This is a genomic window from Nocardia sp. NPDC004068 (genome assembly GCF_042874315.1).
In the GTDB taxonomy this organism is placed as follows: Bacteria; Actinomycetota; Actinomycetes; order Mycobacteriales; family Mycobacteriaceae; genus Nocardia.
In genome coordinates this window covers 281,738-293,476 of the sequence record NZ_JBIAMW010000003.1, presented here as the reverse complement: position 1 = coordinate 293,476, position 11,739 = coordinate 281,738, and the positions used below count along the sequence as shown (strand labels likewise).

The window sequence follows — 11,739 nt, the reverse complement described above, 5'->3', positions numbered from 1 at the left end:
GTAGGGCCGGGGCGCGCCGGGCGTCGGTGCCCGGACCTGGGCTTCTGTAGCTATCTCTTGGCTACAGCGCGCGTCCGCTGGCGTGTCGCGGTGGCAAGCCCGGTTCACGGTACCCCGAGTTTGACCCTGTTCCAGCCGATAAGTACCCTCGTACAGTCACCCATTGATGCGGTGGCGGCTGCCTGCTGCCCGTCCGCGATGGGGGTTGCGCGGGCGAGTTCGTTCCTCGCGCGCCAGTTACACCACAAGCTTCGAGCGCCGCCGGGCGCTCACCAACTCGAGGAGTGTCGACCGTGGCCAAGGGCAAGCGGACGTTCCAGCCGAACAACCGTCGTCGGGCGCGGGTGCACGGGTTCCGTCTCCGGATGCGCACCCGTGCGGGCCGCGCGATCGTCTCGGCGCGCCGTCGCAAGGGTCGCGCCGCGCTCACGGCCTGATCCCGTCGGCACCGGGTTCGGCGTCATGACCGATTCGCCGTACGGTCCGCTACCACGCTCCCGTTACGCGCTCGGACACTCGGGTGTTGCCTGAGCCGTATCGGCTGCATCATCGTTCCGATTTCTCCCGGACGGTGCGGCACGGCCGGCGACTCGGGAGGCGTGACCTTGTCGTGCACGTACTGCTCGCGAGCGACGTGCCCGTCCGGTTCGGCGGACCGCGGTTCGGATTGATCGTCAGCAAGGCGGTGGGCAACGCGGTGATTCGTCACCGGGTCGCCCGCCGCCTGCGTCATATGTGCGGCCCACTCATCGATGAGTTACCCGAGGAGGCGGACGTCGTGATTCGCGCGCTTCCCGGTGCGGCGCACGCCCCCGCCGCCGATCTGGAGCGGCAGCTGCGTGGCGCGTTGCGCAAGCTGGTCCCGAATGTCGCTGTGGCCGAGCCGGTTTCGGCCGCACCGGAGTCCGGCGGGACCTCATGAATCCGCGCACGCTGACCCGGCTGCCCGCCCGCGCGCTGATCTTCCTCATCGAGCTCTACCGGACCTACGTCTCCCCCACGCGCATGCCGGTGTGCCGATTCACCCCCACCTGTAGCGAGTACGCGGTCACCGCGCTGCGCACCGGGGGCCTGTTCGTCGGCCTCGGGCTGACGGTCGTGCGCCTGGCCAAATGCGCTCCCTGGCACCCTGGTGGGTGGGACCCCGTTCCCCCGAAGCGAACGGACGGGCACGGACGCGGGCACGCGGCCGCACACAAGCCTTGGAAAGGGTCGCCGCCCGCGGTGACCGGCGATACGACGGACGGGAGTACATAGAGCCGTGCTCGATTTCATCTACTATCCGGTGTCCTGGATCCTGTGGTTCTGGCACCGGGTGTTCGGGTTCGCGCTGGGCAAGGACAATGGTCTCGCCTGGGCGCTGGCCGTGGTGTTCCTGGTCTTCACGCTGCGGTTGGTGCTGTACAAGCCGTTCGTGCGGCAGGTCCGCACCACGCGGCAGATGCAGGAATTGCAGCCGCAGATCAAGGCCCTGCAGAAGAAGTACAGCAACGATCGCCAGAAGATGGCGCTCGAGATGCAGAAGCTGCAGAAGGAACACGGCTTCAATCCGCTCATGGGCTGTCTGCCCGTGCTGGCGCAGGTGCCGGTCTTCATCGGTCTGTATCACGTGCTGCGCTCGTTCAACCGGGTCGGCAGCGGCGGACTCGGCGGTTTCGGCCACAGCGGCGGCATGACCGCGGCGCAGAACGCCAACACTCCCAACTACGTCTTCAACGCCGACGACGTGCAGTCGTTCCTGCGGGCCCGCATCTTCGGGGCGCCCATCTCGGCGGCCATCACCACGCCCGGGGAACAGCTGAAGGCGTTCGCCGACTACGGCGGCATCCCGCACGTCGCCAGCATCGCCGCGGTATCGATTCCGCTGATGATCATCGCCGGTCTGGCCACCCACTTCAACGCGCGCGCGTCGGTCGCGCGGCAGAGCGCCGAGGCGGCCGCCAACCCGCAGGCCGCGATCATGAACAAGATGGCCCTGTGGGTCTTCCCGCTCGGCGTCATCGTCGGCGGCCCGTTCCTGCCGATCGCGATCCTCCTCTACTGGGTGTCGAACAACATCTGGACCTACGGGCAGCAGCATCTGGTGTTCGGCCGGATCGAGAAGGAGGAAGAGGCGAAGAAGCAGGAGGCCCTCCAGCGCCGCGCCGCCAACGCCCCGAAACCCGGTGCGAAGCCGGTCGATCCGAAGAAGAAGCAGCAGGCCGTCGAGGCGGCGCCCGTCGACGAGACGCCCGCCGAACCGTCGCCGAACGGAACCGGTCAGAACGGAACGGCCAAGCCCGCGGGCAAGGCGGGCGCGTCCTCCGGTAAATCGAACGCGCAGGGCAACCGGAAACGATCGGGGAACCGAGGCCGCGCCAATCAGAAGAAGCGTCGTTAGACGAGGCGACGATGCGGATTGAGGAAACGACAATGACTGTTGAGACCGACGGAGGGGACGCCACCGTGGCGACGACGATTGCGGACACCGAGCCGGAGACCACCGACGACGACGTGAGCGACAGCGAAGAGGCGCTCATCGAGGAGGGCGAGATCGCCGGTGACTACCTCGAGCAGCTGCTCGACGTGCTCGACTTCGACGGCGATATCGACCTCGATGTCGAGGGCGATCGCGCGGTGGTCAGCATCGACGGCGGTCGCGATCTGTCGAAGTTGGTCGGCCGGCGCGGCGAGGTCCTGGACGCGTTGCAGGAACTGACCCGGCTCGCCGTGCAGCAGGCGACCGGGGTGCGCAGTCGCCTCATGCTCGATGTCGCGGGCTGGCGGGCCAATCGCCGTTCGGAGCTGAGCACGCTCGGCACCGAGACCGCCCGGCGCGTGCTGGAATCGGGTCAGCGCGAGGCGTTGTCGCCCATGACCCCGTTCGAGCGCAAGATCGTGCACGACGCGGTGGCGGCCGTCGAGGGCGTCGTCAGCGAGAGCGAGGGCGTCGAGCCCAATCGGCACGTGGTCGTGCTCCCCGCCTGACGCTCGGGCGAATTCGGCTGTAGGGCCCCCGGTTCGGCGAACCGGGGGCCCTACGTTTGTCCCTGGCAGCGAGTCCGGAAGGATGTTTCACGTGGAACGAGACCCCGGTGCGACGAACCCAGACCACTCCCCCGAACCGTCCGACGCGGTCGCCGCGGTCGAGCCGCCGCCCGTCGCGACGCGGGTCTTCGGGGAGCGACTCCCGTTGGCGGAGCGCTATCACGCCGTCCTCGCCACCGCCGGGGTCGAACGCGGGCTGATCGGTCCGCGCGAGATCCCGCGCCTGTGGGAGCGCCACATTCTGAACTGCGCGGTGGTGGGCGAGCTGATTCCGCCCGGCGCCGCCGTCGTCGATATCGGCAGCGGCGCCGGGCTGCCGGGCATCCCGCTCGCCATCGCGCGACCCGATCTCCGGATCACCCTCGTCGAACCGCTGTTGCGCCGCACCATTTTTCTGGCGGAGTTCATCGAGGCGGCCGGTCTCGAGGTTACGGTCGTGCGCGGGCGCGCCGAACAGCCGGATGTGCGTAAGGAGGCGGGCGGCGCGGATGTGGTCACCTCCCGGGCGGTCGCGCCGCTCGGCAAACTCGCCAAATGGTCGCTCCCGCTCGTCCACGACCACGGGCGGATGCTCGCACTCAAGGGGTCCAGTGCCGCCGAGGAATTGGAGCGGGATCAGGCCGATATCGCGCGGGCGGGCGGCGGGAACGCGCAGGTGCTGGAGTGCGGTGCGGGGATCGTGTCTCCGGCGACCGTTGTGCTGAGCGTCGAGCGGCTGCCGAGGTCGGAGCGGCCGGGGCGCAAGGCGACTCGACGCGGGCGCAAGTCGTGAGCGGTCGTTGTTTCCCGTGAAACATCGGGCGGGAGTGTGGTTGCCGCCCGGCATGTTTCACGGGAAACGAAGACCGCCCCTCCCCTCCCCCGGTGCCCGAACCGTCACGTGACCTTCCGCGCGCGTCCTCCCCTTGCCCTGTTTCACATGAAACAGCGCCGCGCGAACGGCGATTCGTGGTGATTCTGCGCGTGTCGTAGAAGGATTGCCGCGGTTCAACTTCCGTATTGTGTCCGGTACTGGCAAGCTTGTTGTCGTCGAGCGTGAGCGCAGATTCGCGGTGTCCGACAGGCTCGTCAGATTGCACCCGCGCTCTGCTTGTTCGAGCTCATGCGGCGCTGAGGCTGTCTGAGCGCGTGTCTGAAGTTCTCGGGGTTAGGAGCCTGTATGTCTAAAGGTCCGGCGAATGTTTCACGGGAAACAACGTCGCGGGTGCCCGGAATGCTGGACGGGAGCGTCGAATTGGATGAACTGGCCCGCACGCCCTTCGGAAATATCTCCCCCGCCGAGACGCCGATCGCCGCCGAAGCCCAGCGCGCGAGTCAGGTGTTGCACCCCGGCTCCATGTCCGTCCCCAAGCCGCACGAGCAGCGCATCATCACGATCGCCAATCAGAAGGGCGGCGTCGGAAAGACCACGACCGCGGTCAATCTCGCGGCCGCGCTCGCCCTTCAGGGCATGACCGTGCTCGTCATCGATCTCGACCCGCAGGGCAATGCCAGCACGGCGCTCGGCGTCGAACATCACTCGGGCGTGCCCTCCAGTTACGAACTCCTCATCGGCGAGATCTCGGTCCAGGACGCGATCCAGCGGAGTCCGCACAACGAGCGGCTGCTGTGCATCCCGGCGACCATCGACTTGGCCGGCGCCGAAATCGAATTGGTGTCGATGGTGGCCCGCGAGGGTCGCCTCAAGGCGGCCATTCAGGAAGCCAATATCGCGGGCTACGACATCGACTACGTCATGATCGACTGCCCGCCCTCGCTCGGCCTGCTCACCGTGAACGCGTTGGTGGCAGCCAAGGAGGTGCTGATCCCGATCCAGTGCGAGTACTACGCGCTGGAGGGCGTGGGTCAGCTGCTCCGCAATATCGGTCTGGTGCAGGCACATCTGAATCCGGAACTGCATGTGTCGACGGTCGTCCTCACCATGTACGACGGACGGACCAAGCTGGCCGATCAGGTCGCCGACGAGGTGCGCGCGCACTTCGGCGATGTGGTGCTGCGCTCGGTGATCCCGCGCAGTGTGAAGGTGTCCGAGGCGCCGGGTTACGGAATGACCGTGCTCGACTACGATCCGGGTTCGCGCGGTGCGATGAGTTACCTGGACGCGGGTCGGGAGATCGCGGCCCGATCCGTACCCGTGCGTGCGGCGAGTGGTGTGAACGAGGAAAGGGGCCGGTGAGTCTATGAGTCAGGCGAAGAAGGGTGGACTAGGGCGCGGTCTGGCGGCGCTGATTCCGACCGGACCGGCCGAGGTACAGGGTCTCGGCAGCGCCGCGGCGAACGCGGTGATCGGCCTCGATCCGATCGGTCCGCATCCGGCCGAGGCGTATCTGCATCGGGTGCCCGATCCGAGTGCGGAATCGGATGCCGGTGCGGTGTACCGGGAGGTTCCGGCCGATCAGATCGAACCCAATCCCAAGCAGCCGCGCAGTCATTTCGACCCCGAGGCGCTCGACGAATTGGTCCACTCCATCCGCGAATTCGGCCTCATGCAGCCGATCGTGGTTCGCCAACTCGAGTCCTCCCCCACTCCCCGCTATCAGCTCGTCATGGGCGAGCGGCGGTGGCGCGCCTGCCAGAAGGCCGGGTTGGAAACCATTCCGGCCATCGTCCGGGAGACCGAGGACGGGGCGATGCTGCGCGACGCCCTGCTGGAGAACATCCACCGGGTGCAGCTGAATCCCCTCGAAGAGGGGGCGGCGTATCAGCAGCTGCTGGAGGAGTTCGACGTCACCCACGAGGAGCTCGCGACGCGGATCGGGCGGTCGCGGCCCTTCATCACCAATATGATTCGGCTGCTGAAACTTCCGGTCGAGTTGCAGGGGCGGGTCGCCAGCGGCGTGCTGTCCGCGGGCCACGCGCGCGCCCTGCTCGGCCTGGAGGCCGGTGCGGAGGCGCAGATCAAGCTCGCCGAACGGATTGTGGCCGAGGGGCTTTCGGTGCGCAGCACCGAGGAGGCCGTGCTGCTGGCCAACAAGTATCCCGAGGACGGGGACGGCGACAAGCCGAAGCCCGCCAAGCGCAAGCCCATTCAGGCCCCCGGCATCGACCGGCTGGCCGAACGGCTGGCCAACTCGTTCGACACCCGCGTGGCGATCAGCGCGGGGCAGAAGAAGGGCAAGATCGTCATCGAGTTCGGTGATATCGCCGATCTGGAACGCATCGTCACCCTGATGGACCCGAACCGGTAGCGTTTCGGACCTGACCACCGACCTGGGGGCGAAACGTCACTGTGACGATGCCCCCTGTCGCGATCCTGAAGAACAGCAGATGGGAAATGAGGCGGTTCGCGTTGATCGCTTATTCTTGCTGGCGAGCAGATGTTGATGCGGCGTGAGCGTGGATGAATCGGACAGCTGGAGGCTGAGCAGAGCAGTGTCGACCAGCGTGACCGCACTTACCCTCGGCGGGTTGGACAAACTCCCCGCCCACGCCCGCCGGTGTGTTTTCTGGGAGATCGATCCGGCCGTGGCGGAGGATTCGCGCGCCTTCAGCGATCCCGTCTTCGAGAAGGAGGCATGGCTGTCCACGGTCATGCTCGAGTGGGGTTCGTGCGGCCAGATCGCGCTGGCCTACGACCAGCCGGTCGGCTGCGCGCTGTACGCTCCCCCGAGCGCCGTGCCTCGCGCGACCCTCTTCCCCACCTCGCCGGTGAGCCCGGACGCGGTCCTACTGACCACGCTCCGCACCGAATCCCCGTACCAGGACACCGATGTGGGCAATCGGCTGATTCAGGCCGTGGTGGCCGATCTGGTGCGCCGCGGCGTGCGGGCCATCGAGGCGTTCGGGCTGCGCAAGGATCCGTCGACGACCATGCTGCCCACCCGCGCGGTGAGTTCGATGATGTTCCTCGAGCGCATCGATACCCCGGCGTTCGGCGTCCCGTCGGCCCCGCGCCGGCACACCGACTCCTGCTCCCCCGAGACCTGCATGATCGACGCCGACTTCCTCGAGGACGTCGGCTTCAAAGTGGTGGCCTCGCATCACCGTTTCCCGCGCCTGCGCCTGGAACTCGACAGCGATCACCTCTGGAAGGAGGACGTCGAGCGCGCCCTCGATCAGCTGCTCGCGGCGGCGTCCATGACCGCGCCCACCCGGGTGGGATCGTTCTGAGCCGATCCGGGCAGTCGATGGGCAGGACGCGCTGAGGCTGCGCTCGACGTGCCCGGGATTGCCCCGGGCACGGGGCAGGGCGCCGGGCAGGACGGGCAGCGGCGGGCCTGGGCAGGGGCCGGGCGGGCAGGAGAACGGGCAGGTCAGGGCGCTGCCCACAACGAAAACGGCCGGTCCGCTGGGGACCGGCCGGATCGGCGAATGATGCTGTCGCGCGCTCAGATTCGATCGGCGGCGGCCAACTCCTCGGCGAGCAGTTCGGCGAAGGTGTAGGTGCCGGTGGGCTGATCGTCCTGGCCCAGGAGATAGAGCCGCTTGACCGAGATGAGGATGGCCTCGGCGATGACGTCGCGCATGCGCGGGTTGGTGAGCACCGAGGCGTCGTAATCGTTGGTGAGATAACCGATGTCGACCTGAACGGTCGGCATCTTGGTCAGCCGCAACAGGTCCCACGTCCGGGAGTGGGTCCGGCAGTCCTGCAACGAGGTTCGGGCCACGATCTCGCGCTGGATGAAGCCCGCGAGCACCTGGCCGATCATGGAGACCGACCCATGCGAGTTGCCGAAGTGGAAGCTGGCGACGCCGCTGGCCAGCGAGCTCGGATTGGTCGCGCAGCGCAGCGAGATCATCAGATCGGCGTCGAAGGTGTTGGAGGTCTCGGCGCGTTCGGCGTCGGTCGGATTGGCGCCCCACGGCCGGGACAGGAAGGTCTCCATCCCGGTGGCGGCCATCCGGCCCTCGAGCCGACTGGCCAGATCCCAGAGGATCTCCGACTCGTACATATCGCCGAACTCGGTGGGCACGGCGAAACCCTTGTCCGGACCGCCCAGACCCGGATCGATCACGATGCGCTTACCGGTGAGCTGCGGGCCCGCCCGGTGCACGACCTCCTCCTCCGCGATCCGGTGCGGATTGCCGCCGGTGACCCGCGCGCCCAGCTGTTCCAGCGAGCGCAGCGTGTCCGGACCGCAGATGCCGTCGGCGGACAGGCCGATCTCGCGCTGGAACGCGGTGAGCGCGTCGTGGGTGTGCGGCCCGAAGTAGCCGTCCACGCGATGGACGTAGTACCCCAGATCCTGGAGGCGCCGTTGCAGACTCGCGACATCGTCGCCGTACAGCGGTGCCGACAGCTGATAGATCAGGGTGCGGGCGCCCAGCCGATAGGACGCCTCCTTGAGCGCGCGATAGGTGGCCGGTCCGACCACGCCGTCCACGAGCAGGCCGCGGTGCTGCTGGAACGCGCGCACCGCGGAGTCGAGATCGTGATCGAAGACGGCCTCGGAATCCTTCCAGTACTGCCCGTCGGCCGATTCGGCCGCGTGCGGGCGCGCGAGCAGGAATCCGAGACTTGCCAGGGTGCTCCGAACCTCAGCGACGGCTGGACCGGTATCGCCGTGACGAAGTCGGTGCATGCGTGAGAGCCCTTTCCTTCCGCCAAACCGGGTACCCACTCATGCGACGGCTCACACCCTCGCACGACCGGTGCGTCGGTCGATTGTCTCAGACCCGGACCGGATTTCGGCAATTCCGAGTCCCCAGGATCGTACTCGGCGCCGAAATACTACTCGGTGCCCGGCGGGGAACGGTCAGATGATGCCCTCGAGTTCGCGCAGCAGCGCGGCCTTGCCCTTGGCGCCGACGATCCGCTTGGCCTCCTTGCCGCCCGAGAACAGGATCATCGTGGGCAGGGCGAGCACGCCGTAGTCGCGCGAGGTGGTCGGGTTGGCGTCGGCGTCGAGCTTGGCGACGGTGAGCTTGTCGGCGTGCGCGGCGGCGATCTCCTCCAACACCGGGGCGACCATCTTGCAGGGTCCGCACCAATCGGCCCAGAAGTCGACGAGAACCGGCTTGTCGCTGGCCAATACGTCCTGGGCGAAGGTGGCGTCGGTGACGGTCTTGGTGGCGTCGGACATGGTTGTGCTCCTCGAAAGGCGTTGCACCGCAACGGGTGCGGGTGAATCAGTTGGCGGAGACTTCCACCGGCTCGCCGGCGTGGTCGAGGGTGTTGCTGGTGATGTCGCCCTTCGCGGCGAGCCAGTGCTCGGCGTCGATGGCCGAGCGGCACCCGGTGCCCGCGGCGGTGATGGCCTGGCGGTAGGTGTGGTCGACCAGATCGCCCGCGGCGAAGACGCCGTCGACCGAGGTCGCGGTCGTCGGATCCTTGACCAGCACATAGCCCTCGTCGTCGAGATCGACCTGGCCGCGCACCAATTCGCTGCGCGGGTCGTGGCCGATCGCGACGAACAGACCGGTCGCGGCCAGCTCCGAGGTCTCGCCGGTGCGGGTGTCGCGCAAAGTCAGTGCGGTGACGGCGTTCTCGCCGTGCACCTCGACGACCTCGGCGTTGAGCCGGAAGCGGATCTTCTCGTTGGCCTTGGCGCGCTCGAGCATGATGCGCGAGGCGCGGAACTCCTCGCGGCGGTGCACGATGGTGACCGACGACGCGAACTTGGTGAGGAAGGTCGCCTCCTCCATCGCCGAATCGCCGCCGCCGACGACCACGATGTCCTGCCCCTTGAAGAAGAAGCCGTCGCAGGTGGCGCACGCGCTGACGCCGCGGCCGAGCAGGCGCTGCTCGCCGGGAACGTTGAGATAGCGTGCGGCCGAACCCATCGCGAGAATGATCGCGTAGGCCCGGTGGATCTCGCCGCCGACGGTGACCGACTTGATCGGACCGGACAGGTCGATGGCCTCGACGTCCTCGGTGCGGATGTCGGCGCCGAAACGCTTGGCCTGCTCGCGCATCTCCTCCATGAGGTCCGGGCCCATGATGCCGTCGCGGAAGCCGGGGAAGTTCTCCACCTCGGTCGTCGTCATCAGCGCGCCACCGAACTGGGTGCCCTCGAACAGCAACGGCTCGAGTTCGGCCCGGGCGGCGTACACGGCGGCGGTATAGCCCGCGGGGCCGGAGCCGACGATGATCAGATCGCGTACAGGCGTGCTCATGGGGCCCTTCCGAGAAGTTCGTCAACTGGCAAGTCGGTCAACAACAGGGTAAACGCTGTTGTTCCCACGGCTCACGGCTCGGTTTCCCGGGGCGCGCGGCTAGCCGATGTCCTGTTGGTGGAGGGGTCGGGGATCGTTTGCGGTGCAGTCGGTTCCGACCACCAGCGCGGTGATCTGCGGCGGGCGCGAGCCGGTGAGCAGGATGAGGACCGCGGGGCGGTTGGCGAAGATCACATCCATCGAGCCGAGCACCTGGCGGCCGGGCAGGATGGCGGCGGCGCAGCCGGTGAGCGCGCCGGGTGCGGCCAGCGGTCCGGTCACGTCGTTGCGGCCCATCGCGCTCAGCATCGTGCCGGTGGACGGGTCGTCCGCGATGCCGAGCGTGGGAGTCGGCTTGTCCGGCAAGGCTTTCGGCGGGGCCTCGTCGCCGCCGCGCAGGGCGGTGACGGCGACCACGGATCCGGCGATCACGGCGACCGCCGCGGCCGCCGCGGTGAGCCAGCGCAGTCGACGGGACCGGTACCGGTCGAGGGAGACGGGTTCGTCGGTGGGGTCGGAGTCGGCCACCGGCATCGGGCGGGTCGGCGGGGCGCTCTCGCACCGGCCGTCGTCGCCGGACAGGTCGTCGAGCAGCCGGTCCAGGCGGGCCCCGACGTGGGCGGGCATGGGGTGCAGGATCCGCGGTTCGTCGGCGAGCATGCGCAGGCCGCAGCTCACCTCGTCGAGGTCGCGCAGGAAGCTCTGGGCGTCGGGATCCTCGCGGACGGCGGGCCAGAGCTGTTCGGCGAGGTCGGGCGGGAGGTTGTCGGCGTGCAGGTCGGCCAGCAGATCCGTGGCGAAGGGCGGGCGCGGCACCGAGCGGGCTGCCATCGCGCCTCCTGAGTCCTGTTCGCCACCCCGCGTCCCGGGCCGGCGCCGCCGTGCGGTGGCTTCGCCGTTGTCGTCCATCGCCTCTCCGGGATCGGGCCTCGACGCTCGTTTTCGTCCGTCTCTAGTAATGACGCATCTCGATTACATCCGGTTCCCAGGGGATCGCAGGAATCCCAGTTCCTGCTGCAAACGTTTGCGGCCTCGGGCACATCGGCTCTTGATCGTCCCCTCGGCGACGCCCAGCAACCGCGCCGCCTCCGCTACCGTATACCCCTCCATGTCGATGGCCACCAACGCCGCGCGCTGATCCGCGGGCAGACTGAACAGGGCGGCGTCGACGACCAGCGTCACCTCGCGATTCGCGATGTCGTCGCGCTCGACGGCCGGTTCGGCCACGCTCTCCTCCGACAGCGACACGCTGGGCCGGGACTTGTTGCGGCGGATGCGGTCCAGGCACGCGTTCACCACGATCCGGTGCAGCCAGCTACGCACCTCGGCCTCGCCCCGGAAGTTCGCGGCATTGCGGTGCGCGGACAGCAACGCGTCCTGGAGCGAATCCGCGGCATCCTCGGGGGTGTAGGAGGTGCGCAGCGCGAGCTGCCAGAGATGGTCGTAGTGGCGGCGGAACAAGACGGCGAAGGCGTGCCGGTCACCGGCGACGTGCGCGTCGAGCAGTCGGCGATCGCTGAGCTCGTCCGCATCAAACGACAACACATACCCCTAGGATCAGCGCTCACGGCGGCGACCCGGGCACGCCGGAACCTCGCCACTTCTTTCGCGTCATCC

14 protein-coding genes are annotated in these 11,739 nt (G+C 68.1%); 9 read left to right on the top strand and 5 right to left on the bottom strand.

The window, feature by feature from the left end; genetic code table 11:
* The first annotated feature begins 293 nt into the window (after positions 1-293).
* The 9 genes from rpmH to ACFYTQ_RS08885 all read left to right on the top strand — a co-directional run bounded on the left by rpmH (position 294) and on the right by ACFYTQ_RS08885 (position 7,137).
* Positions 294-437 (top strand): 50S ribosomal protein L34, encoded by a 144-nt coding sequence (gene rpmH / locus ACFYTQ_RS08925; RefSeq protein WP_081706069.1) that lies wholly within the window; start codon positions 294-296, stop codon positions 435-437.
* Positions 438-520: 83 nt separating this feature from the next.
* The gene (rnpA, locus tag ACFYTQ_RS08920) at positions 521-922 is read left to right on the top strand and encodes a ribonuclease P protein component (protein WP_387358466.1); all 402 of its coding nucleotides are present in this window, start codon (positions 521-523) and stop codon (positions 920-922) included.
* Complete coding sequence (gene yidD, locus ACFYTQ_RS08915) at positions 919-1,257, top strand: membrane protein insertion efficiency factor YidD (RefSeq protein WP_387358464.1); 339 nt, start codon at positions 919-921, stop codon at positions 1,255-1,257. The genes rnpA and yidD overlap by 4 nt, the downstream gene beginning before the upstream one ends.
* 4 nt (positions 1,258-1,261) lie before the next feature.
* The gene (gene yidC, locus ACFYTQ_RS08910; RefSeq protein ID WP_387358462.1) at positions 1,262-2,380 is read left to right on the top strand and encodes a membrane protein insertase YidC; all 1,119 of its coding nucleotides are present in this window, start codon (positions 1,262-1,264) and stop codon (positions 2,378-2,380) included.
* A gap of 32 nt (positions 2,381-2,412) precedes the next feature.
* Positions 2,413-2,967, top strand: coding sequence for a protein jag (locus tag ACFYTQ_RS08905; RefSeq protein ID WP_387358460.1), 555 nt, complete (start codon positions 2,413-2,415; stop codon positions 2,965-2,967).
* A gap of 82 nt (positions 2,968-3,049) precedes the next feature.
* Positions 3,050-3,799: a 16S rRNA (guanine(527)-N(7))-methyltransferase RsmG gene (gene rsmG, locus ACFYTQ_RS08900; protein ID WP_387358458.1), complete on the top strand. Its 750-nt coding sequence runs from the start codon at positions 3,050-3,052 to the stop codon at positions 3,797-3,799.
* 441 nt (positions 3,800-4,240) lie between these two features.
* Positions 4,241-5,203, top strand: a complete 963-nt coding sequence (locus tag ACFYTQ_RS08895) for a ParA family protein (protein WP_387358456.1) — start codon at positions 4,241-4,243, stop codon at positions 5,201-5,203.
* A 4-nt stretch (positions 5,204-5,207) separates the two neighbouring features.
* Positions 5,208-6,215 (top strand): ParB/RepB/Spo0J family partition protein, encoded by a 1,008-nt coding sequence (locus tag ACFYTQ_RS08890; protein ID WP_387358453.1) that lies wholly within the window; start codon positions 5,208-5,210, stop codon positions 6,213-6,215.
* Positions 6,216-6,399: 184 nt separating this feature from the next.
* On the top strand, positions 6,400-7,137 hold the full coding sequence (locus tag ACFYTQ_RS08885; protein ID WP_387358451.1) for a GNAT family N-acetyltransferase: 738 nt from the start codon (positions 6,400-6,402) through the stop codon (positions 7,135-7,137).
* Between the two features lie 218 nt (positions 7,138-7,355).
* On the opposite strand, the gene ACFYTQ_RS08880 is transcribed toward ACFYTQ_RS08885, so the two are convergent.
* From ACFYTQ_RS08880 to sigM, 5 genes are all read right to left on the bottom strand, one after another.
* Complete coding sequence (locus ACFYTQ_RS08880; RefSeq protein WP_387358449.1) at positions 7,356-8,549, bottom strand: N-acetylmuramoyl-L-alanine amidase; 1,194 nt, start codon at positions 8,547-8,549, stop codon at positions 7,356-7,358.
* Between the two features lie 174 nt (positions 8,550-8,723).
* Entirely contained in the window at positions 8,724-9,050 is a 327-nt protein-coding gene (gene trxA, locus ACFYTQ_RS08875; protein WP_387358447.1) for a thioredoxin, read from the bottom strand.
* A 46-nt stretch (positions 9,051-9,096) separates the two neighbouring features.
* Positions 9,097-10,083, bottom strand: coding sequence for a thioredoxin-disulfide reductase (gene trxB, locus ACFYTQ_RS08870; RefSeq protein ID WP_387358445.1), 987 nt, complete (start codon positions 10,081-10,083; stop codon positions 9,097-9,099).
* Positions 10,084-10,182: 99 nt separating this feature from the next.
* Positions 10,183-10,953 carry a hypothetical protein gene (locus ACFYTQ_RS08865; RefSeq protein ID WP_387358443.1) on the bottom strand — a complete coding sequence of 257 codons (771 nt, stop codon included), beginning with the start codon at positions 10,951-10,953 and terminating at the stop codon, positions 10,183-10,185.
* Between the two features lie 141 nt (positions 10,954-11,094).
* On the bottom strand, positions 11,095-11,667 hold the full coding sequence (sigM, locus tag ACFYTQ_RS08860; RefSeq protein WP_387358441.1) for an RNA polymerase sigma factor SigM: 573 nt from the start codon (positions 11,665-11,667) through the stop codon (positions 11,095-11,097).
* Between the last annotated feature and the right edge of the window lie 72 nt (positions 11,668-11,739).

Coding starts and splice junctions, on each gene's coding strand:
- yidD (WP_387358464.1), top strand. CDS start 919: ATGAATCCGCGCACGCTGACCCGGCTGCCCGCCCGCGCGCTGATCTTC.
- rsmG (WP_387358458.1), top strand. CDS start 3,050: ATGTTTCACGTGGAACGAGACCCCGGTGCGACGAACCCAGACCACTCC.
- ACFYTQ_RS08895 (WP_387358456.1), top strand. CDS start 4,241: ATGCTGGACGGGAGCGTCGAATTGGATGAACTGGCCCGCACGCCCTTC.
- ACFYTQ_RS08890 (WP_387358453.1), top strand. CDS start 5,208: ATGAGTCAGGCGAAGAAGGGTGGACTAGGGCGCGGTCTGGCGGCGCTG.
- ACFYTQ_RS08905 (WP_387358460.1), top strand. CDS start 2,413: ATGACTGTTGAGACCGACGGAGGGGACGCCACCGTGGCGACGACGATT.
- trxA (WP_387358447.1), bottom strand. CDS start 9,050: ATGTCCGACGCCACCAAGACCGTCACCGACGCCACCTTCGCCCAGGAC.
- ACFYTQ_RS08880 (WP_387358449.1), bottom strand. CDS start 8,549: ATGCACCGACTTCGTCACGGCGATACCGGTCCAGCCGTCGCTGAGGTT.
- trxB (WP_387358445.1), bottom strand. CDS start 10,083: ATGAGCACGCCTGTACGCGATCTGATCATCGTCGGCTCCGGCCCCGCG.
- ACFYTQ_RS08865 (WP_387358443.1), bottom strand. CDS start 10,953: ATGGCAGCCCGCTCGGTGCCGCGCCCGCCCTTCGCCACGGATCTGCTG.